Genomic DNA, 20,217 nt, shown 5'->3' with positions numbered 1-20,217 from the left:
TCGAGATTGCAATACGGGCACCACACGCCGCGATAGAAGCTGATGACAAGCGGCCCGCGCTTCAGCAGTTCGACGGACGACACGGGTTCTCCCTCTGGGTCATTGAGGGTAAATTCCGGTGCAATGTCGCCCGCCTTGAGCACGCGTTCTGCCTGACCGGATGCCACGAGTTCGGCTGTGGCACGTTCCATGACCGGATGGATTTCCGGCGGTGCGAAGTACGGGGCTTTGCCGGCTTTGAAATCCGCTTTGAATGCGTCGAGCTTGGCTTGCAGTGACATGACGATCTCCTTCTTTCAAATGAATGGCGCGGTGTGTTGAAGTTGCATTGCGTTGGATGGATAGTCAGTCAATGGAGACGAGTAGAGAAGACTCGCCAACCGCATAACAATCATTCCTGCGAGGCATAAAGGCTGGTGGTATCCGCGACGTGGGTCGCGGTGTGCCGGGCACAGATAGTCTCTTTGGGCGTGGCGACCTTCGGACGGACGCGCGGGTAGCAATGTTGTCCGCGCGGCGCATGGTTACGGTCGCGGAGAATCGTCGCCCTGTGGCGATCACCGCCCGGTCAGCATCCGGAGGATTTTCTGCACGACGCGCTCATGCTGCTCCAGCGCCTCATCGAGCGTACGTGCTCCGTAGCTCCGGTTGTCTCGCGCTTCCATTCCGGCGACGCGCGTCACGAACAGCGAAGCCTCCCCGGTTTTCGGTTCGGACAGACCGCGGAAGCGGGTCGTGACCGTCACACCGGATTCGTCCAGCAGCGTGCGACGAAAGATCAGTTCGTTCTCTGTCATCCAGCGCGACCACTCGCTGCGGTCGGACACCGCGACGGGCCTGTTCTTCGCATCGAGGACATAGAAGCGTTCCCTGCTGGACGGGACGGAGCGTGATTTCATATTTCAATGCGAAGGCGTGAGCAGGAAGTCGATCGCCTCCCGCCACCAGGTTTCGTCGACGCGGCCCATCCAGTCGTTATGTTCAGCCGCCTTCACCACCATGAGTTGTCTCGGTTCGGCCAGAGCGTTGTAGAGCGCTTCGCCGAAGCGCGGGGGGACGATGCTGTCGCGTTCCGCAACCACGACGAGAACAGGGCGGCCGAACGACGCCAGGTGGGTCACGCTGTCGTATCGGTCGCGCAGCAGCCACTTCACGGGCAGCCACGGATAGTGGTAAGCGGCGACGTGCTCGACGCTGCGTTCGAGCGGTATATCGGCGAGTTGCGGAAAAGGTTGAGCTGTTCGTGTTTCCAGTACAGGCAAACGCGCTAGACCCCAGCCCGAGCAGCGCTTTCAGCCGGTCCGCGAGGTGGATGAGCGTTCACTTGCCAACTGGCGGTTCGGGGTGGCAAGCGTGGCCCTTGAGCGGGTGATTTCTCGCGAGGCGAAGGTGCGGTAAGGGCCGACTACCGAAGTTCGCGGCCGAGTGGCGTCTGACCGGACTCGGCCGGCCAATTGCGGACGTTGGCTGAAGGCACCGGATTTTGCACCGCTTCCCAGGTTTACTACGAAGGCACAGCGACTACACTTGGTATGGGCCGCGGAAATCAGGTGCGTGGCCTTCTCAATTTCTTCCACGCACTACACGCTGTCGAAAAGAGCAGTTGCACGCTGCACACTTTGTTCGTGCGGCATGCTCGTCTCGCTGGTTCATCAAACAGGAGGATGCAATCATGCAAACTGTTATAAGGAGATTTTCCGGAAAGGGCGCAAAGGAGTTGTTCGATCTGCTGGAGAAGCGCACGGCTGACGTCGAAGAACTGATGCGTTCGGTCAAAGGCTTTGTCGGCTACACCCTCGCACGCAGCGGCGATGGCGGATTCTCGGTGACTGTTTGCGAGGACAAGGCAGGCATTGATGAAAGCGTGCAAAAGGCGAAGGACTGGATCGCGAAAAACGCCGAAAGCACGGGCGTGGGCGCGCCGGAGATATCGGAGGGATCAGTCCTCATTCACCTGAAGTAACTTTGCCTTTCGACTGGCAGCGCGTGAGTTCAGCGGGCGGATTGGGACGTACGCAACCGGCCTCACCGTCCACTCCTCACGCCCACGTCTTGCCTGATTCGTCCAGACGTGCCTTTTGCAAATCCCCCGGGCTCGTCACAATGCGGCACTTCTGGCTCTCTTGCCGCCTGACTGCATTCAACGGACCCACGTCCGTACTATTCGGAAAAGCGGAGCGGGCAATCTGTTTTCTTCTTCATCGAGCGGCGAGGCGCGAACAAGCGGGCGTACGCGACTCATGTCAAACGTTGAACGGCTGCTTCGGAGGGGACTGACTGGCCGGAGTGGGTCGAACTGAGCGGACGGAGGCCGGGATGCGACTGCATCGTCATCCACTCAGCATCGGACCGTGTTCGGCCAGTTTGGGACGTTTGCTGCCTTGCTCCCGCAGACATTCGAACGCCGGTTTCGTCCACACAAGGGCCATTGATCAACACAGGATGCAGATGGTTAAGCGTGTTCTTGCGACGCTATATGCTCTGCTAGCCTGCACTATTTCGAGATGTACCCTGCGGACGCCATCACTTTGCGCTCCAATCTGCCGTGGTCAGCCTGGTGATGAAGAAATCGGCCAGGGCGCTAACCTTTGCTGGTCGTGCGCGCGCAGTGGGTGTGACGAAATAAATGCCGCCTTCGGGCAAGCGCCAGTCAGTCAAAATCGGTTCAAGCTGATGGTCGGAAAAGTACTGCGTCGCAACAAATTCAGGGAGTTCAGTGATGGCAAGTCCCGCGAGGACCGTGGGCAGCAAGGCTTCCACGCTCGTTCCTCGCAACGCCCCGGTTGGTGTAACCGCGCATTCCTCGCCACTTTTGTGGGTAAAGCGCCAAACGTCGCGCTTACTCCTGTTCATGTAGGTAAGACACTGGTGGGCGCCCAGATCTTGTGGGTGCTGCGGACGACCATAGCGAGCCAGGTAGGCGGGGGATGCCACGACAAACCGACGCACGTGTGCAATGTGACGCGCGACGAGAGATGAGTCTTCCATGATGGCGATGCGCAGGGCGGCATCGAAGCCTTCCCCAATCAGATCGGCATGGGCATCCGTGAGATGAAGATCCACGGAAATATCCGGGTAGGTCCGGAAAAATTCGGGTAGCTGCGGGGCAACCCACCGGGCGCCAAAAGTAAGCGGCGCAGCGAGCTTGACGAGACCACGCGGTCGGCTTGAGGTCTCACGGGCGAAATCCTCGGCCTCCTCGGCGTCGGCATAGATTTTCGCCGCTCGTTCGGCGAGTGTGTGGCCATAGTCCGTGAGTGCAAGTCGTCGGGAGGTACGGTTGAACAGTCGGCCTCCCAGCCGCTCTTCAAGGCGGGTAACCGCCCGAGAGACCGTGGCGACCGAGACACCCATGGCCGTGGCCGCCGCAGCGAACGAACCTTCTTCGGCGACCTTCGCGAACATCGCGAGCCCTTCGAAATCCGGGAGCTTTGACATCGACAATCCTGCAACGATGGTTTTCATTCATTTCTATTTCGAAAAATAGCATGCGGCCGTAGATTTGTCTCACCCCACTTAGGAGATAGATCGTGGTACGCAGACTCGAAGGAAAAATTGCCGTCGTCACCGGCGGCACGACCGGCATCGGCCTGGCCACCGCCAGGCGTTTCGCAACTGAAGGCGCGCAGGTCTTTGTTACCGGCCGTCGTCAAGCCGAGCTCGATGCGGCCGTTGCGGCGATCGGGCCGAGGGCCACTGGCATCCAGGCGGATTCCGCCAGTCTCAGCGATCTCAATAGTCTCTACGAGCGTGTGAAGACAGAGGCAGGTCGTATCGATGTGCTGTTCGTCAATGCCGGTGGCGGCTCCATGCAGTCTTTGGGATCAATCACCGAAGAGCAATATGACGACACGTTCGGTCGCAACGTAAAGGGCGTGCTCTTCACGGTGCAGAAGGCACTGCCGCTGCTGGTCGACGGTGGCTCAGTAATCCTTACTGCTTCCAACGTCAGCATCAAAGGCACACCAGCGTTCAGCGTCTATAGCGCCTCGAAGGCCGCGGTGCGCAACTTTGCCAGAAGCTGGACGCTCGACCTGAAGTCTCGCGGCATCCGCGTGAACGTCATCAGCCCCGGCCCGATCAAGACACCTGGCCTCGTTAACCTGGCCGGCCCCGATGCCACACAGCAGCAAGGCCTGCTCGACTACATGGCCTCGACCGTCCCACTTGGGCGCGTCGGTGATCCCGACGACGTCGCAGGTGCAGCCGTTTTCCTCGCCTCCTCGGATGCGAGCTTCATTGCCGGCACCGAACTCTTCGTCGACGGCGGACAAGCTCAGATTTAACGAGATGTCCGAGAGCCGCTGCGGGCTCTCGGACCACCCACTCAATTCCAGCAGCGCTTCAAACGTCGCCACAGGCGATCAATCACAAAGGACATTGCCATGAGCAACCAGACCTATGTTCAGTCCGAGATCATGCGCCCGGCCGTCGCGGGTGTTCTTTTCCTGTTCGCGCTTGCAACTGCCGTGTTCTTCCACCGCAATTCCGGCGACCAGAACCAGTTCATCCACTTCTTCAAGAACATCGCGATGGTGGGTGGCTTACTGCATGTGCTCGCCTTCGGTGGCGACCGTATCAGCCTCGACGGTCGCCGCTCCTGACACATTTCCTGGAGCGGCTTGGTCCGCTCCCGTCCGCCACCAGGAAAAAATACGACAATGATTGAAGTTCTCGCATTCCCCACGCCCAACAGCGTCAAAGTCCCGATCGCATTGGAAGAGATGGCGCTCGACTATCGGCTCGTTCCCGTCAATCTGCGCCAGGGCGAGCAGAAGACTGACGCCTTCAAGGCGATGAATCCCAACGCGAAAGTCCCCGTTCTCATCGACCGTTCCGTTCTCGGAGACGGCGATGTGGTCCTCAGCGAATCCGCCGCGATCCTGGTCTACCTTGCTGAGAAGACCGGACAACTTCTTCCGAAGAATGGCCCCCACCGGGGCAAGGTCTTCGAGCAGCTCTTCTTCCACGCGTCCGGCCTCAGCCCGGCGTTCCTCCAGGCGTTTCTGGTCGCGAATCAGTCGTCGCCCCAACCTGAGGCCCAGGCGCGCGCGCTATCGGAGGTTGACCGGACGCTGGGCGTGCTCAATCACGGCCTTAAGCATCAACGGTACGTTGCAGGTGACACCTACAGTATTGCGGACATCGCCCATTTCGGGTGGGCGTGGCGCCATCAGGCGGTCGGTGCAACCCTCGACAAGTTCCCATTCGTCGCTCGATGGTATGCCGAGATCTCGGCTCGACCTGCGGTTGCCAGAGGCATCGCAAAGACCTTGGCGCTTGCTCAGTAATTCGACCGCTGTATCGCTATAGCCTGTATTGCTATAGCTAGCATCGATTTCCAGTGGCAGGCCATTGAGAGACAACTACTTGCCTTAAGGAGGCAGCGAATGTCCAACAGCATTCCGACCCTGCTGAGACGCAATCTCGACGTCTTCGGTGAGAACGATCCCGCGCGCCGGCGCGCGGTTATCGACGAAATTTTCACCGAGGATTGCGTGTTCTGTGATCCCAACAACGGCATCTACCGCGGCCGTGACGAGATTGATCGGATCGCGGGCGCGATCAAGGCAACTCACCCTGATTTCCAGTACCAGCCAATCGCTGAGCCCGATGTGTCGGGCGATGGCGGGCGGATCCGATGGGTATCCGGCCGTCCAGGTGAGGCTCCAGCTTACGCTGGAACTGACTTCATCGTTGCCCGGGAAGGCCGCATAGCCGCCGTTTATCTCTTCTTCGACACGCTGCCCTAAACGGGTCGCTATGGTACGTGGCTGATCGGCATGACGCTCCAGATCGACGCCCTGCGGCCGCCGGTGCTGGACCACTCCGTGCAGCATGGCCGGTCAGGCAACGCGAGTCCCCCGGGGCCTTGCAGATTTTCCCCGACCGCTTTGAGCTGGCCATGCCTGCATGGCGACATCTGCGATCGCCTTCAGCTTTTGCGGGCCGCCTCCGTCTCGTGCCTGAACGGCCATTCCGCGAGTCACGGCGCTGTAGAAGGCAGCAAGTGCGGGCACGTCGGTGTCGGGCGGTAAGTCGCCGTCTTCGACCCCCTTGCGCAACCGCTGCGCCATCATCTCTTCAGCGTTTGCGCGGTGCTCGGCCATCGTCTCGCGAATAGAAGCGAGTTCGGGGGGCAGGTGAGTGCCGGCCAGAGAGATCATGCAGCCCGATGGGTGGCTGTTTCGAGTGAACTCCACGACGGTGGCATCGAGAAGTTTCTTGAATGCCTCTCGCGTGTCGGCCGTGCCGAACAGTCTGCCAGCGAACCAGACTTCGGACATGCTCAGGTATGCGTCAGTCGCTTCCTTGTAGAGCTGCTCCTTGCTGCCGAACGAGTTATAGAAGCTCGAGGGGCTGATCCCCATGGCCTGGATCAACTGGTCGAAGGAGGCTCCTTCGTATCCATGCTCCCAGAAGAGCTTCATGGCCCGGTTCAGAGCTTCCGTACGATCAAAGGTTGAGGGCCTGCCGCGGCTGCGCCGGGGTTGCGTATCTTTTTTTGTAGTCATGGCTCCAAAAATAATTGACATGCTGTGGAGATGAACCTATTCTGCCATAACGGAGCGATCGCTCCAATAATCAAATCCTTGCGAGAGGAGTCTGTGATGCAGCGAATTGTTCACACCAACCATGGCGAGCCCGCTGAGGTGCTCACGCTGGAAGCATTTTCCGATGCCCCTTCTCTTGTGAGCGGAGCGGCGCTTGTGCGTGTGTCCGCCGCACCGGTTCATCCGGGCGACTTGCTGGGCGTCTCCGCTTCTCCTGCCTTCGGGGCGACTCCCCTCATCCCGAGGGGAGGTCGAGTGCCCGGCGTCGAAGGTGTAGGGGTGGTGCAGGCGCTGGCCGCTGACATCGACCCTTCACATCGGATTCAGGTCGGCACACGTGTGGCCTTCTTTCCCGTCAACGGCGCCTGGAGCTCAAGGATCGCCGCGCCTGTCCAGTCGCTGATACCCGTGCCCGATGAAGTGAGCGATGAGGTCGCAGCGCAGATGTTGGTCAACACGTTGACTGCACGCCTTGCGATGCGGGCTGGTCACAACGCGTTGCCTGAAGACAAGCGCGAAGATGTCACGGTCATTCAGACGGCTGCCGGTTCCGCCGTCGGAAAGCTGCTCACTCATCTGCTCGTCGAAGTGGGCGTCAATCCGATCCTGCTCGTCGGCTCCGCGGCGAGCGCGCAAGCGCTTAAAGCTGCTCGTCCCAACCTTTCGGTCATTGTCACGGAGAATCAGGGCTGGAAGGACGAGCTTCGCGATGCGCTTGCGAACAAGCCAGTCTACGTGGCGTTCGATGGCGTCGGCGGCGCGCTATTGCCCGACGTAGCGAGCTTCCTCGCTCGCGGTGGAACGATCGTTAGCTATGGCTCCCTGGGCGGCGCTACGACGGACATTCGTTCCATCGCCCCTCGAGCGCTGACCATCAAGGGTGTGTCGTTGCTCAGCTGGCAATTCGAAGCTGCGACGGTACGCGAAGCGGACCTGGCTAACGCCCTCGAGCTCGCACGCAACTTCCCGAGCCTTTTCCCCGTAGCGGAACGATATCAGGCGAGCGACTACCTGGGAGCGCTCGAACATACGTACCGCAGGGGAAGGACCGGCATGGTGCTGCTCGCCTTCTAGCGCTACGCGTCCTGCGCAATGTGAGGCGCTCCTCGTCATGGGGGGCGGCCTGGTAGCGTTCACCCCGGTTTTTGCACGATTTCGAAATGAGCCCCGAGTGCCGAAGGATTGCCTCCCGGCTTTCCAGTCAGGCATCTTATGAAAGGACGTAAGCCATGCGTGCTATCCAGAACACCGCTTTCGGCGACCCCGTCGAGACGCTGAAACTCGTTGACCTTCCGGAGCCGGCCAACCCCGGCCCGGATGAAGTCCTGATCGCGATGGAGTATGCCCCCATCAACGGCAATGACCTGGCCGTCATCACCAATCGCTTCGTCTACTCGACTCCACTGCCCTCGATCGTGGGCAACGAAGGCGTCGGGCGAGTTCTGCAGGTAGGCTCTAATGTCTCCAACGTGAAGGTCGGCGACCGCGTGTTGCCCCCGCTTTATGCGTTGACCTGGCGCGAGCGCCTGGTGATCCTGGCCAAGGGGCTGATTGCGCTGCCTGCCAACGTCGATCCACGTCAACTGGCCATGCTGCGTATCAATCCTCCCACGGCGGTACTTCTGCTCGGGCGCTTCGTTGACCTCAAGGAAGGCGACTGGATCGTGCAAAACGCGGCCAACTCCGGCATCGGCCGCACCGTGATCGCGTTGGCGAAGAAGCGTGGCCTGCGAACCATCAACTTCGTGCGTCGCCCGGAACTGGTCAAGGAGCTGGAAGAAGCTGGCGGGGACATCGTTCTCGTCGATGAGCCGGGCGCCGTCGACAAGGCCAGGGCCGCGGTCGGTCCGGGCAACGTCCGTCTGGCCATCGACGGCCTGAGCGGTTCGGCTGCGGTGCGCCTGATCGACGTGCTGTCGCAAAACGGTACGCTGGTGAGCTATGCGTTCACAAGCGGCGAGCTGGTCACGCCGCTCAAGGTCGTGGACCTGCATCTGCGCGGCATCGTCGTGCGCGGCATATACATCGACCTTCCCGAATACCAGCCGTACATCATGGGCGCAATCAGGGAGTCTGCCGAACTGATGGCTCGCGGCGAGCTTGACCTGCCTGTGGCTGCCGTCTATCCGCTTGCGGACTACCAAAAGGCCGTCGCTCACGCAATCAAGGGTGGCAAGGTGCTGCTCGACTTGCGCTCATCGAACTGACCTGGCTGTTCTCCCAAGTGCCGTGCTCCTCGACGGGCATGGCTTCGTTGACTTACGTTGCCGCTGAGGTGTCGAAATGAAAATTGGTTTTATTGGAGCCGGTGCTGTAGCGCAGTCCATCGCCAGGAGTGCCATTCAAGCAGGCCATGAGGTTGTCTTGAGCGCTCGTCGTGGGCCGCGGGCTTTGAGCGATATCGTGGCCGGACTCGGTCCGAACGCGTCGGCAGATACGGTAGAAGAGGTGGCCCGGCTCGAGCTGGTCATGCTCGCCGTTCCATGGCTTCAAGTGCCGTCGGCCCTGGATGGGCTGCCCAGTTGGGCAGGTCGCATTCTGGTGGATACCACCAACCCTTTTACGCAACTCGAGCCTGAGCTCGTTCTGGCGGACCTGGGGGGCACGGGCGCCAGCGAGATCGTCGCGGCACACGCGCCAGAGGCTCGCGTCGTCAAGGCGTTCAATGCTATCCGCATGGAGCACTACGACAAGGGTCCGAAGTTTCATGACGGAAAGCGCGTCATCTTCGTCTCCGGTGACGACAAGGACGCAAAGGCGGTGGTGATCGGACTCGTCAAGGATTTTGGCTACGCACCAATGGATCTTGGCGGTCTGGTTTCGGGCGGTCGCATGCAGCAAGCGGGTGGTCCGATTGCTGGCCACGACTGGGTCGTCGCATAGGACTGCAAGGTATGCAAACCCATGTCGCGTTATTTCGGGACGTTGGGTTACCGTGGGCGCGAGTGGCCGCGCGATTGAATTCCGGGTTGCCCATCCACGGCGGTGAGGAGCTGCTGGCGGCCCTCATCAAGAATTTCATCCGCGAGCGCCGGGTCGATGTCGGCAACAGCACGCGAAAGCAGTAGCGTACCAACCATCTGGCTGAACAGTGTGATCGCCTTCCTGTGGCCGCCCTCGCTGATTCCCTCCGTCTCTTCGATGACCTTGGCGAATCGTTTAAGGTTCGCCGCGAGACCTTCTGCGTAAGAGCCGCGCGCCACGTCGTCTAACCGGCGGGCGTCGCCTGCAAAACCCGACAAGGGGCAGCCCGCCTCGATATTCGCGCGATGCTCGGGGGACAGGTACCACTGAATGTTTTGCGTGACCGGGTCAGCGTCAGCTGACCTTGCGTTTTCGATCAGCGAGGCAAAAGCCTCTCCAGCCGCTTCCATGGCCTTTTCCATCACTGCGGCGACCAGCGCGTCTTTTGATTTGAAGTGGTTGTAGAAACCGCCCTGTGTAAAGCCCGCCGCCTTCATCAGCTCGGTGAGCCCAACCGCATCGACGCCGCGCTCACGAAACAGCTTCTCGGCGGCTGCCACGATCGCGCGCCGGTTTTCAACCGTCTGTTGCCTGGAAACACCCATTTCCCCTCTCTTCGGCCGCGAGCGACCCAATAAGACCCATCGAAAAATACAATGTCGATCACCATTGACATCGGCAGGACGGACGCCCAGAATCCGTCACAATGACAATGTCATTCACCATTGTCTTAAGTATAGCCTTCTTTACCTGAACGTTCAGGCAGCAGGGGGCACATCGATTATCTGACGCCTGACCGCGTCGTCACCTGAACCTTCAAGGAGGACCGCGACATGACGAAGACAACCCCTGAACAGAACAAGGCGCTCGTGCTGGAAGCATTCGACACCCTGTTCAACAAGCGCGACTACGTTGCAGCCGAGCGCTTCTGGTCCGACCGCTACATTCAGCATAGCGCCCATATTGCACCGGGACGCGATGGCCTTTTCGACCTGGTTCGCGCGCTGCCTGACACCGCGCGCTATGAGAACCAGCTGATCGTGGCCGAGGGTGATCATGTCTTCGCACATGGCCGCTTCTCTGGGATCGGCAGGGCCGCTGCGTGGATTGCAGTTGACGTCGTCCGCTTTGAAGACGGCAAGCTCGCCGAGCACTGGGACGTCCTTCAGGACGAAGCGACCAGGGCCGAATCCGCGAGCGGCCTGCCGATGTTCGGCGACCGGTTCCCTGCCTGACCACGCCAACCCCACCTACAGCAACATCAACAGGAAATGATCATGAAACTCACCGGAAACACGATCTTCATTACGGGCGGCGGTTCGGGCATTGGCCGCGGGCTAGCCGAGGCGCTCCACAAGCGCGGCAACAAGGTCATCATCAGCGGCCGCCGACGCAGCCATCTCGACGAGGTGGTGGCGGCGAATCCCGGCATGGCTGCAATCGAACTCGACATTGTCGATGTAACCAGCATCGACAGGGTGGCGGCGCAACTGATCGCGGACTATCCCGATCTCAACGTGCTGATCAATAACGCCGGCGTCATGCAGCCGGACCAGGCGGGTGGCCAGATCGACGACGCGCTGATGGTGTCCACCATCACGACCAATCTCATGGGGCCGATCCGCATGACGTCGGCGCTGATCGATCATCTCAAGACCAGGAACGACGCTGTCGTCGCCTATACAAGCTCGGTGCTTGCCTTCGTGCCGTTGGCCGCGACCGCAGTGTATTCGTCGACCAAGGCGGCATTGCATTCGTACATCCTCTCGCAACGCTTTATGCTGCGGGACACGAAGGTTCGCGTACTCGAGATCGCACCGCCCTGGGTGCGCACGGACCTCATGAACAGCCGCGAAGCCGAACAGGCGATGCCGCTTGACGCGTTCATCGACGAAACGATCGCTGTCCTCGGAACAGATGCGGATGAGGTTCTGGTTGAAGGTGCGAAGCTGTTCCGCGGGAACCCGGGTCCCGGTGAACACGATCTGGTCAATGGCTTCAATGCACAGATGATGGCGGTGCTGGCTGGGTGATTCGCTGCCTGCCGGATACATGACGAAGACAACCCCTGAACAGAACAAGGCGCTTGTGCTGGAAGCGTTCGGCACCCTGTTCAACAAGCGCGACTACGTTGCAGCTGAGCGCTTCTGGTCGCCTGACTATATCCAGCACAGCGCGCACATTGAGCGAGGCCAGTGAAGGAATTGAAGAGCGGCTCGCCGATGTTTGGGGAAAAGTTCGCTGGCTAATCTGAGTCGCTCCACCACCCGAGCGAGCGCCACGGTAGTTCAGGAACCTGCATCGGAAAGGTGATAGGCCACCGGGGCAGACCAACAGTAGAGGAAACGATATGACGAGTGATCTTTTGAAGCTGGCTATCGAGGCTCATGGAGGCCTTGCACGCTGGAACGCATTCAGAACGCTCGAAGCCGAAATGTCGATCACAGGTGGCATCTGGCACGTCAAGCAGAAGCCAGATATTTTCAGGCACGTTGTCGCCGCAATGGAGACGCAAGCCGAGCATGTCGAACTGCGGCCTTTCACAGCGCCCGACCGACACTCCTTTTTTACCCCGGGCCGCGTCGCCGTCGAATCGACGGACGGGCGCGTACTCGAGAGTCGCGACAATCCGCGTTCATCCTTCGCCGGACATAGTCAGCAGACGCCCTGGGACGATCTTCATGCGGCATATTTCTGCAGTTATGCGCTGTGGACCTATTTCAACACGCCGTTTCTCTACACCTACCCTGGCGTAGTCACCGAGGAGTTGTCGCCGTGGCATGAAGACGGTGAGCAATGGCGACGCCTGAAAGTAACGTTCCCAGGTTCCATCGATACGCATTCGCGCGAGCAGGTTTCGTACTTTGGCCCGGATGGTCTGCTGCGGCGCCATGATTACACCGTGGACATAATGGGCGGCGCTACCGGCGCAAACTATGCATCGAACTACCGGGACTTTGACGGCATTATGGTGCCGACAACCCGGCGCGTGTTCGCTCATGACGCTGATGGCCAGAAAATTGACGAACCGTTGCTGGTTGCCATCGACATTGCCACGGTCTCCTTTCGCTAGGGCCAGGCAACGGGGGAAGGCTTCCAAGGGGGCATGGCGCTAAATAATAGACCGCTGCCAAGGACGTTATGACTCTTCGCGGCGAGGCTGAATGCTGACCTGACATCTGCAAGCCCGGGAGATAGTGCCGTTCGTTATCGCTGAAGTCTCTTGTCCGCGTTGAATTCCGGGCTGCGTGTCCACGGCGTCGAGGAGATGCTGGCGGCCCTCTTCAAGAATTTCATCCGCGAGCGCCGGGCCAACGTCTGCAACAGCACGCGAAAGCAGCAGCATACCGACCATCTGGCTTGAGAGCATTAGCGATTCAAGTTCAGCGAGCACCGTAGTGCGTGTCCTGGAACAGATGCGGATGTTCGCGCGGCGGGGCGCGCCAGTACGACGGTGCCGCCGTGACGCTAGCGCCCAACCGGGCCGCCGCATGCCAGCCCCAGCGCGGGTCGTAAAGGAAGGCGCGCGCCATTGCGACGAAGTCGGCCTGGCCACTAGCGATGATCTCCTCGGCCTGCTGGGCTTCTGTGATCAAACCCACAGCGATGGTCGTCACCTGGGTCGCGTCGCGGATCGCCTGGGCGAACGGTGTCTGGTACCCCGGGGCCACCATAATTTTCTGCCGCGGCGAAACACCCCCGGAAGACGCTGTGATCCAGTCCACGCCACGCAGCCTGAGTGCGCGTGCGAAGGCGTTGGTCTGTTCCTGATCCCAGCCGCCATCTATCCAGTCGGTGGCCGAGACCTTGACGCCCAGCGGCATCCCTTCGGGCAAGACGGCGCGCACGGCGTCATAAACCTCCAGTGGGAATCGCATGCGATTTTCCAGCGAGCCGCCGTACTCGTCGCGGCGCTGATTCGCAATCGGAGAGAGGAATTGATGCAGCAGGTAGCCATGCGCGCCATGCAGTTCCAGCCCGTCCACGCCCAGCCGCACGGCACGCCGCCCGGATGCAATGAAGGCATCGCGTATGCGCGCCATGCCGGTCCGGTCCAGCGCCAACGGCAGGCTCTCGCCGTCGATCTGGGGCAGGGCCGACGGCGCGTGCGTGCGCCATCCGCCATCCGCCGGCAAGATCTGCTGGCCGCCTTTCCACGGCACCTCGCTTGATGCCTTGCGTCCCGCGTGGCCCAGTTGCAGGATCACGGCCGTCGGCGAGTACTGGTGGATGGCGTCGATGGCAGGCTTCAGCGCGGCTTCTGTGACGTCGTCCCACAAACCGAGGTCGCCTGGCGTGATGCGGCCATCCGGCTCCACGGCTGTCGCCTCAATGAACAGCAGTCCCGCGCCGGACGAGGCGAGGCCGCCATAGTGGATCAGATGCCAGGGCGTGGCGCGCCCATCATCGGCCACGTATTGGCACATGGGAGAAATCGCCACGCGGTTGGACAACTTCAGCTGGCGCAGTTCAGTAGACGCAAAGAGGGCGCTCATCGTGTACTCCACTTACGCTGCCAGCGCGTCGTTGCGATAGAGCGCATGGTCGGCACGCATGCGGGCGAGCGGCGCTGGCATCACGGGATGGGAAAATTCGTCGGGACAGACTTCGACGGTGGATTGAAGGTTGGACATGGTTTCCTTTTGACTGAATTCAAATAAGACGCTGTGCTCAACGCAGATCGGGAAAGGGCGTCCGTTCCCTGCTGCCTCACGAGGCGGTTTTCCCTCCGTTCATGGCAGTTGAGGGCATGCAATCGAGTCGCATGCGGGTGCGTCTCGGGTTGTTACTTCAGCGGCGAGAAGTCGGTTGGACGCATGATGCGCGACTCCATGCTCACGAAAATGTCGAGCGCTTTCACCTTGCGGCCGAATTCCTGCCAGCGGCTGTCCACCGCCATCCGGTCGCGACGCTCGATGCGATCGTCGAGGCTCTTGTAGGCCCAGATATGCACGATCTGGCTGATATCGCCGATTTCAGTCGTGAAGAAACCAATCATCACGCCGAGAAATTCCTGCTGAAGCGGAAGGCCTTCGCTCTTGTATAAAGCAAGCCAGTCGGCGGCACGCAGCGGCTTGAACGTATAGGTGCGGATTTCGTAAAGCATCGGATCTCTCCATGAAGGCCGACTAGCTTTGGACTGGCCAGTCGACGCACATTGGTTGACTTGCGCTCAGTGACTTGCTTAGGCAGCGCCGACTTCGGTTGATGAAAATGGATAGTCGGTATAGCCGCGGTGATCGCCGCCATAGAACGTATTGCGGTCGAACGCGTTGAGCGGGAGATATGGCGCATGCGATGCGGCAGGTCCGGATTGGCAAGATAATCGCGTCCGAAGGCGACCAGGTCGGCGTCGCCATCCTTGATCGCGGCTGTGGCCACTCGGCAGCGAGACCGCCGAACGCGATGATCGGGTCGCAGAACACCTTGCCCAGCGTGCGCGATGCAACCGGCGTGCAAACAAGGGCTCTCGATGACGAATCCGGAGACATCCGGGCCGAGTGCTGCAATCACGCCCGCTGCGCCTTCTGTTGAACGTGCTGAACGCGAGTCGAAAAGGCGTTGAGAGTAACTGGAGCATTGCCGGCCGTTCGATCATAGGCTTGCCAGGGGTTCATTCCCACAAACCGGCTGTTCGACGCTCTATTGCCTTTCAGTTTCGAGTTCGCGATATCGAGAAAAGTCCGTGTAACCTTGCTCGGTTCCACCCCAAAAGGCGGAGCGATCATAAGGCGTAAGCGGCAACTTCAGTCGAAGTCGTTCTGGAAGGTCCGGGTTTGAGGTGAAGGGGCGCCCGATTGCGACCAGGTCTGCATCGCCTCTCTGCAAGATCGCCTCGGCGCTGTCGCCGTTAAAGCCGCCGGCCGCGATGATCGGCCCATTGAAGACCTTCCGCAGATGCGCGGCAGCAACCGGCTCCATGTCTTCGTGGCCGACCTTGGTGTCATCGCCCTTGACGCGAGGTTCGATGAGGTGCAGATAGGCAAGCCCGAACTGATTGAGCAGTTCACCTACCCGGCTGAACGTCGCCATTGGATCGCTGTCGACCATGTCGTTCCACTCACCGCTCGGCGAAAGCCGCACGCCAATGCGGTCGGCGCCGCGCAGCGCAGACACGGCCTCCACGACTTCCAGCAGGAACCGCGCCCGATTGTCTACGGGCCCACCATAAGCATCGGTTCGCTTGTTACTGCCGTCGTACAGGAAGCTGTCGAGCAGATAGCCATTGGCGCTGTGAATCTCCACACCGTCGACGCCGGCGTCGAGAGCCCGCTGTGCAGCGTCGCGGAAGTCCTTCACAGTCTGGCGAATATCCTCGAGATCCATGGCATGGTGCGGCGAAACGGGTTTCCATCCATCCGATGTGAACGCCATCGTGTTAAAGGGGATCACCGAAGGTCCTACCGGCGGCCGACCGCCCGTTATGTCGATATGCGAAGTGCGCCCGCAATGCACGATCTGCGCGACGACTCGCCCGCCTTTTGCATGGATCGCATTCGCGATCCGACGGTAGCCATCGATATGGCTATCGAGATAGAGCCCTGGAGCACCGATGTAACCCCGGGCCTGGATTGAGACGTTTGCCGACTCGACGATGATGAGACCTCCGTCGGAGGCGCGTTGCGCATAGTGTTCGACCATCACGTCGCTAACGCTGTCGTCAGGATTGGAGCGCAGCCTGGTCAACGGCGGCATGACAAGACGATGCTTAAGAGAGATCGAGCCGATCGTGATCGGTGAGAAAAGCCTGGACACATTTACCTCCAAAATATGAGACCCCGCAGTTGCTGATTCCGAAGAGCTATTGGCGCGTAAGGGCAACGGTTCATGCCCTCTGGCTGAGGGCCTTGTTCTGTTCGGGCCTGGTGATAGTCATGTCAATCTCCGCGAAAGGTCGAGCGTCGTGCGCGCGATGGTGAGCGACTGCGGGCGCTCAGTTGTCGGTCGAAGCGGCCGGCCTCTCTTGCCGGGCGGCGGGAGTGGAGTTGCTGACCATGGGTTTCTCCTTGCGTTGGCGCCTCAGGGGCGTTCGTTCCCGACAGCCAGCCACCGCCGGAGCAATGCGCTATGCGGCGGCGCTCGGCCGGGCAGATACTTCGTCGTGCCATCGCTGAAACGCGGTGTGTTCAACTGGAATCGGCATCTTCAACGCGTTGGCGGCGAAGTCGGCTGTCACGAGCGTGGTGATGTCCGCCGCGGAGAAATCATCGCCGGCGATGAACCGGACTGTCTCGAGCCGCTCGTTGAAGTCGGCGAAGAAGTTGGCTACGCGCTGTTTGCTTCGCGTGATCAGTTCGGGAATCTGCTCATAGGCATGCGGACCTGACAGCGCACGGCCTTTCAGTCCCGCGACCGCGTTACGCACGCCTTCCATGACCGGCGCGAAGCCGTCCAGTTCTGCGCGGCGTTCCCACATCGTGACGAGGGCCTTCGACTTTGCCGTGTTGCCCAGCAATGGGGTCCGCGGATACGCTTCTTCCAGATAACGCCAGATGGCGAGCACTTCGGCGATGACGGGGCCGTCGGGGAGGGCCAACGCCGGCACCTGGCTGCGCGGGTTGATTGCGCGGTAAGCATCGGAAAACTGTTCTTTGGTGCCCAGGTCGACAGGCTTCGTCGGGATGTCGATTCCCTTCTCCGCGATGAAGATGCGCACACGGCGAGCATTTGGAGAGCCTTTCGATTCGTACAGTATGGGTGTAGCGGTTGTCATTTGAATCGTCCTGACTGATGTTTCGTAAAAGTATGGATACCTGATTAATCAAGCTTATCGAAGGCACTGGAAACGGGTGTGAATCGGGTTGGACTAGAGTTTCGAGCCGCCGTCGACACGCAGCGTTTCACCGGTAATCCAGCGCGCTGCGTCCGAGGCGAGAAACGCAACCGCACCGCCGATGTCATCAGGTTGCGCGACGCGCTTTAACGCCTGCATGCCGAGCGTGACCTCGCGTCCCGCGTTGGTCCTGGTGAAGTTCGACATGTCGGTTTCGACGACGCCGGGTGCGACTGCATTCACGCGAATCTCGCGTTCACCCAGTGCCGAAGCGAAATGCTTGACGAGTGTATCGACCGCCCCCTTGGTAGCCGCGTATGCAGGGAGCTTGCCGACCGCGGCATGCGCCGCGAGCGACGAGAGCAGGACAACGCTGCTGCCTTTGCACATCACCGGCAGTAACTGCTGCACGAGGAAATAGGGCGCACGCACATTCACGGCGAACAGGTCGTTGAAATCTTCGACGGTCGTTTCCTCGATGCTTGCGGCCTTTGAAATGCCGGCGTTCGCTACCAGAATGTCCAGACGATGGCCGACGACAGCGCGTACGCGTTTTGCGAGCGTATGCGGGCCGTCTGCTTCGCGCAGATCCGCGGCGATTTTCTGGGCGTTGCCGCCGGCCGCACGGATTTCGGCGACGACAGCATCCGCCGCCTTTTCTCCGCTGCTGTAGTGAACGAGCACCTGTGCGCCTGCTTTCGCGAGTGCGAGCGCACTGGCGCGGCCAATGCCGCGTGAGGCGCCCGTGACGAGCGCGGTCTTTCCGTCGAGGTGGCTCATGACAGTTCTCCTGATCGCTGTGGGTTCGGCATCAGCCCGCCGTCTTGCCACCGTCGACGGTGACGATCTGGCCCGTCACGAACGACGCTGCCTCCGATGCAAGAAACAGGATCGCGCGGGCGATATCGTCAGGCAGACCGACGCGGCCCAACGGCACCGTCGAAACAAGCGCCGCCTTGCGCTCGGCTGCGCCGGTGAAGCGGTCGAGCATCCCGGTGTCGGTTGGTCCCGGCGCGACCGCGTTGACGCGTACACCTTGCGCAGCGACTTCGAGCGCGGCGGACTTCGTCATGCCTTCGACCGCGTGCTTGCTGCCGGCGTAGACCGACGCGTAAGCCGCGCCTTCGTGGCCGTACGTCGACGACACGTTGACGATGCTGCCGCGCTTCTGTGCCTGCATCACGCGTAGTTCGTGCTTCATGCTGAGCAGCGTGCCGAGCACGTTGGTGTCAAAGGTCGCGGCGTAGCTTTCCGCCGTCTGGTCAACGACGGAGCCGGGTTCTCCCTCCGTGCCGGCATTGTTGATGGCAACATCGATGCGGCCGAAGCGGGCGACGGCCTGATCGACGAGGCCGCGAACATCATCGTCGTCACGGACGTCGGCACGGACAAAGATGACGTCTGCGCCGAGTCCGCGAAGTTCAGCTTCGAGCGCTTTGCCTTCGGCTTCCCGGCGGCCGGAAATGACGAGATGCGCGCCGCTGTCCGCGAAGGCCAGTGCCGTGGCACGGCCGATGCCTGTAAGCGCACCGGTAATTACAACGACTGGGGTGTCCATTTCACGTTCTCCTGCGATATAGATGAGAGGTATGGGGCGACGGCCGGTGTCAGTCCGTTGTGGGTTGCTGACAGGCGCCGCGTCGCCCTTGTTCGCTAATCTAATGGTCGGTTGCGAAAAGCAAAAAGACTTTGTAGGCTGGTGGGCATGCCTATGAGGCATGGGATGCGGGCGAGGAGAATATGGAACTTCGACATCTTCGGTATTTCATCGCTGTCGCCGAGACGGGCAGCCTGACAGAGGCAGCCGAACGGCGCCTGCACACTTCGCAGCCGTCATTGAGTCGGCAGATTCGGGATTTGGAGGATCAGGTCGGGGTCGAGTTGCTGAGCCGCAGCGCACGCGGCGTGGAGCTGACTCCAGCAGGCAAGGCATTCATCGATCACGCCCGACTGGCGCTGACCCAGGTGGAAGCTGCAGTCGAATCCGCCCGAAGGGCAGCGCAACCTGCGAAGCAGCGCTTCTCTTTTGGCTTCCTCACTGGGCAGGAAATGACCTGGCTGCCTGAGGCTATGCGCATTCTGCGCGGCGAGTTGCCGAACATCGACGTCATCGTGTCCAGCGGCTATTCGCCGGATCTTGCCGAAGGACTCGCGCGCGGAACGCTGGATTTGGCGTTCCTGCGTGCCGAACCAGACTTCAATCTCGCCTACCAGGTCGTGGGACGGGAACCGCTCGTGGTGCTCATGCCGAGTGACCATCCGCTGGCGTCCCGCGTTGCAATCCTTCCACAAGAACTCGTTGGTGAGCCTTTCATCGAGATGGCTAGCAAGGCCAGGGTGCTGCGCGCGGTGATCGACGACTACCTGGATCGCTCCGGAGTCCAGATCACGTCAGCGCAGAGTGTAGACAACCCCGCGGTAGTCATGTCACTTGTTGCGTCGACGCGAGGCGTGACGCTGATCCCGGCCTATGTCGAAAACCTGATGCCTTGGTCGGTCGTCAGCCGTCCGCTCGAAGGCGAGGCGCCGACAATCGACCTGGTTATCGGCTACAGGAGGGAAAATACCTCTCCGATTCTGAAGCTGTTCCTCTCGAGAGTGGATGAACTGATCGCAGGCGTCGCGAAGAGATTGTCGTGATCCTGCTAAAGCCGAGGACATTCGGCGCTAAAGCCCAATCAGGGGCGCCCCGCCGGGGTCGGGCTCCCGTCTCCATATCCGCAAGCTCCTCCCGCTCCGATTTCTCGCTTGACAAAGTAACAGACCTGTTCGTAGTATTCACGGTACTTACAGGTTAGTTACTTTATGAGGAATGGCCATGCGAGTGATGGACGCAGAGACTTTCTCAGGCTGTCCCAGGACATCGTCAATGTCGAAGCCGGCCCCATTGCTCGTGGCCACCTGATCGGGTCATCGTCACCTTGT

The 20,217-nt window shown here is 60.6% G+C and carries 27 protein-coding genes and 1 pseudogene; 15 read left to right on the top strand and 13 right to left on the bottom strand.

The window, feature by feature from the left end:
- The 3 genes and pseudogenes from P3T21_RS31025 to P3T21_RS31015 form a co-directional block, all read right to left on the bottom strand.
- On the bottom strand, positions 1-281 hold a 281-nt coding region (locus P3T21_RS31025; RefSeq protein WP_429259764.1), incomplete at its 3' end, for a redoxin domain-containing protein.
- A 276-nt stretch (positions 282-557) separates the two neighbouring features.
- Positions 558-899: a hypothetical protein gene (locus tag P3T21_RS31020; RefSeq protein ID WP_429259763.1), complete on the bottom strand. Its 342-nt coding sequence runs from the start codon at positions 897-899 to the stop codon at positions 558-560.
- Between the two features lie 3 nt (positions 900-902).
- Positions 903-1,193, bottom strand: a pseudogene (locus P3T21_RS31015) (alpha/beta hydrolase); the annotation flags it as partial.
- A gap of 479 nt (positions 1,194-1,672) precedes the next feature.
- Between P3T21_RS31015 and P3T21_RS31010 the strand changes: the two are divergent.
- A complete protein-coding gene (locus P3T21_RS31010) occupies positions 1,673-1,963 on the top strand; it encodes a hypothetical protein (protein WP_429259762.1) in 291 nt (96 codons plus the stop codon).
- 560 nt (positions 1,964-2,523) lie between these two features.
- Here the strand turns inward: P3T21_RS31010 and P3T21_RS31005 are convergent.
- Positions 2,524-3,438, bottom strand: coding sequence for a LysR family transcriptional regulator (locus tag P3T21_RS31005; protein WP_429259767.1), 915 nt, complete (start codon positions 3,436-3,438; stop codon positions 2,524-2,526).
- Between the two features lie 92 nt (positions 3,439-3,530).
- Here P3T21_RS31005 and P3T21_RS31000 point away from each other — a divergent pair, with 92 nt between their 5' ends.
- The 4 genes from P3T21_RS31000 (at position 3,531) to P3T21_RS30985 (ending at position 5,753) form a co-directional block, all read left to right on the top strand.
- Positions 3,531-4,286: an SDR family NAD(P)-dependent oxidoreductase gene (locus P3T21_RS31000; RefSeq protein WP_429259761.1), complete on the top strand. Its 756-nt coding sequence runs from the start codon at positions 3,531-3,533 to the stop codon at positions 4,284-4,286.
- A 99-nt stretch (positions 4,287-4,385) separates the two neighbouring features.
- On the top strand, positions 4,386-4,604 hold the full coding sequence (locus P3T21_RS30995) for a hypothetical protein (protein WP_429259760.1): 219 nt from the start codon (positions 4,386-4,388) through the stop codon (positions 4,602-4,604).
- A gap of 57 nt (positions 4,605-4,661) precedes the next feature.
- Positions 4,662-5,291: a glutathione S-transferase family protein gene (locus P3T21_RS30990; RefSeq protein ID WP_429259759.1), complete on the top strand. Its 630-nt coding sequence runs from the start codon at positions 4,662-4,664 to the stop codon at positions 5,289-5,291.
- A 99-nt stretch (positions 5,292-5,390) separates the two neighbouring features.
- Positions 5,391-5,753, top strand: coding sequence for a nuclear transport factor 2 family protein (locus P3T21_RS30985; RefSeq protein ID WP_429259758.1), 363 nt, complete (start codon positions 5,391-5,393; stop codon positions 5,751-5,753).
- 93 nt (positions 5,754-5,846) lie between these two features.
- Here P3T21_RS30985 and P3T21_RS30980 read toward each other — a convergent pair whose 3' ends face one another.
- Complete coding sequence (locus P3T21_RS30980) at positions 5,847-6,431, bottom strand: TetR/AcrR family transcriptional regulator (RefSeq protein WP_429259757.1); 585 nt, start codon at positions 6,429-6,431, stop codon at positions 5,847-5,849.
- A gap of 180 nt (positions 6,432-6,611) precedes the next feature.
- Between P3T21_RS30980 and P3T21_RS30975 the strand changes: the two genes are divergently transcribed.
- The 3 genes from P3T21_RS30975 (at position 6,612) to P3T21_RS30965 (ending at position 9,437) form a co-directional block, all read left to right on the top strand.
- The gene (locus tag P3T21_RS30975; RefSeq protein WP_429259756.1) at positions 6,612-7,628 is read left to right on the top strand and encodes a zinc-binding dehydrogenase; all 1,017 of its coding nucleotides are present in this window, start codon (positions 6,612-6,614) and stop codon (positions 7,626-7,628) included.
- A gap of 155 nt (positions 7,629-7,783) precedes the next feature.
- Entirely contained in the window at positions 7,784-8,761 is a 978-nt protein-coding gene (locus tag P3T21_RS30970; protein ID WP_429259755.1) for a zinc-dependent alcohol dehydrogenase family protein, read from the top strand.
- Between the two features lie 76 nt (positions 8,762-8,837).
- Positions 8,838-9,437, top strand: a complete 600-nt coding sequence (locus P3T21_RS30965) for an NADPH-dependent F420 reductase (protein WP_429259754.1) — start codon at positions 8,838-8,840, stop codon at positions 9,435-9,437.
- A 47-nt stretch (positions 9,438-9,484) separates the two neighbouring features.
- Here the strand turns inward: P3T21_RS30965 and P3T21_RS30960 are convergent, their stop codons facing one another.
- Complete coding sequence (locus P3T21_RS30960; RefSeq protein ID WP_429259753.1) at positions 9,485-10,123, bottom strand: TetR/AcrR family transcriptional regulator; 639 nt, start codon at positions 10,121-10,123, stop codon at positions 9,485-9,487.
- A 228-nt stretch (positions 10,124-10,351) separates the two neighbouring features.
- On the opposite strand from P3T21_RS30960, the gene P3T21_RS30955 reads away from it, so the two are divergent.
- The 5 genes from P3T21_RS30955 to P3T21_RS30935 all read left to right on the top strand — a co-directional run bounded on the left by P3T21_RS30955 (position 10,352) and on the right by P3T21_RS30935 (position 12,882).
- On the top strand, positions 10,352-10,753 hold the full coding sequence (locus P3T21_RS30955) for a nuclear transport factor 2 family protein (protein ID WP_429259752.1): 402 nt from the start codon (positions 10,352-10,354) through the stop codon (positions 10,751-10,753).
- Between the two features lie 42 nt (positions 10,754-10,795).
- Positions 10,796-11,551, top strand: a complete 756-nt coding sequence (locus P3T21_RS30950) for an SDR family oxidoreductase (RefSeq protein ID WP_429259751.1) — start codon at positions 10,796-10,798, stop codon at positions 11,549-11,551.
- Positions 11,552-11,570: 19 nt separating this feature from the next.
- A complete protein-coding gene (locus P3T21_RS30945) occupies positions 11,571-11,717 on the top strand; it encodes a hypothetical protein (protein ID WP_429259750.1) in 147 nt (48 codons plus the stop codon).
- Positions 11,718-11,883: 166 nt separating this feature from the next.
- On the top strand, positions 11,884-12,591 hold the full coding sequence (locus tag P3T21_RS30940) for a hypothetical protein (protein ID WP_429259749.1): 708 nt from the start codon (positions 11,884-11,886) through the stop codon (positions 12,589-12,591).
- Positions 12,592-12,741: 150 nt separating this feature from the next.
- A complete protein-coding gene (locus P3T21_RS30935; RefSeq protein ID WP_429259748.1) occupies positions 12,742-12,882 on the top strand; it encodes a hypothetical protein in 141 nt (46 codons plus the stop codon).
- Positions 12,883-12,901: 19 nt separating this feature from the next.
- Here the strand turns inward: P3T21_RS30935 and P3T21_RS30930 are convergent, their stop codons facing one another.
- From P3T21_RS30930 to P3T21_RS30920, 3 genes are all read right to left on the bottom strand, one after another.
- Positions 12,902-14,014, bottom strand: a complete 1,113-nt coding sequence (locus P3T21_RS30930; protein ID WP_429259747.1) for an NADH:flavin oxidoreductase/NADH oxidase — start codon at positions 14,012-14,014, stop codon at positions 12,902-12,904.
- Positions 14,015-14,026: 12 nt separating this feature from the next.
- A complete protein-coding gene (locus P3T21_RS30925; RefSeq protein WP_429259746.1) occupies positions 14,027-14,152 on the bottom strand; it encodes a hypothetical protein in 126 nt (41 codons plus the stop codon).
- Between the two features lie 152 nt (positions 14,153-14,304).
- Positions 14,305-14,625, bottom strand: coding sequence for an NIPSNAP family protein (locus P3T21_RS30920; RefSeq protein ID WP_429259745.1), 321 nt, complete (start codon positions 14,623-14,625; stop codon positions 14,305-14,307).
- A 179-nt stretch (positions 14,626-14,804) separates the two neighbouring features.
- Here P3T21_RS30920 and P3T21_RS30915 point away from each other — a divergent pair, with 179 nt between their 5' ends.
- The gene (locus P3T21_RS30915; RefSeq protein WP_429259744.1) at positions 14,805-15,053 is read left to right on the top strand and encodes a hypothetical protein; all 249 of its coding nucleotides are present in this window, start codon (positions 14,805-14,807) and stop codon (positions 15,051-15,053) included.
- Between the two features lie 108 nt (positions 15,054-15,161).
- Here P3T21_RS30915 and P3T21_RS30910 read toward each other — a convergent pair whose 3' ends face one another.
- The 4 genes from P3T21_RS30910 to P3T21_RS30895 form a co-directional block, all read right to left on the bottom strand.
- Complete coding sequence (locus P3T21_RS30910; protein ID WP_429259743.1) at positions 15,162-16,274, bottom strand: alkene reductase; 1,113 nt, start codon at positions 16,272-16,274, stop codon at positions 15,162-15,164.
- A gap of 310 nt (positions 16,275-16,584) precedes the next feature.
- Entirely contained in the window at positions 16,585-17,232 is a 648-nt protein-coding gene (locus P3T21_RS30905; RefSeq protein WP_429259742.1) for a glutathione S-transferase family protein, read from the bottom strand.
- A 93-nt stretch (positions 17,233-17,325) separates the two neighbouring features.
- Positions 17,326-18,072, bottom strand: coding sequence for an SDR family NAD(P)-dependent oxidoreductase (locus tag P3T21_RS30900; protein ID WP_429259741.1), 747 nt, complete (start codon positions 18,070-18,072; stop codon positions 17,326-17,328).
- Between the two features lie 31 nt (positions 18,073-18,103).
- Positions 18,104-18,850 carry an SDR family NAD(P)-dependent oxidoreductase gene (locus P3T21_RS30895; protein ID WP_429259740.1) on the bottom strand — a complete coding sequence of 249 codons (747 nt, stop codon included), beginning with the start codon at positions 18,848-18,850 and terminating at the stop codon, positions 18,104-18,106.
- Positions 18,851-19,032: 182 nt separating this feature from the next.
- On the opposite strand from P3T21_RS30895, the gene P3T21_RS30890 reads away from it, so the two are divergent.
- Entirely contained in the window at positions 19,033-19,932 is a 900-nt protein-coding gene (locus tag P3T21_RS30890; RefSeq protein WP_429259739.1) for a LysR family transcriptional regulator, read from the top strand.
- The last annotated feature ends 285 nt before the right edge of the window (positions 19,933-20,217 follow it).

This window comes from Paraburkholderia sp. GAS334 (genome assembly GCF_050436625.1).
GTDB lineage: Bacteria > Pseudomonadota > Gammaproteobacteria > Burkholderiales > Burkholderiaceae > Paraburkholderia.
The sequence above is the reverse complement of the archived record's forward strand: the minus strand, read 5'-3'. Positions and strand labels throughout refer to the sequence as shown.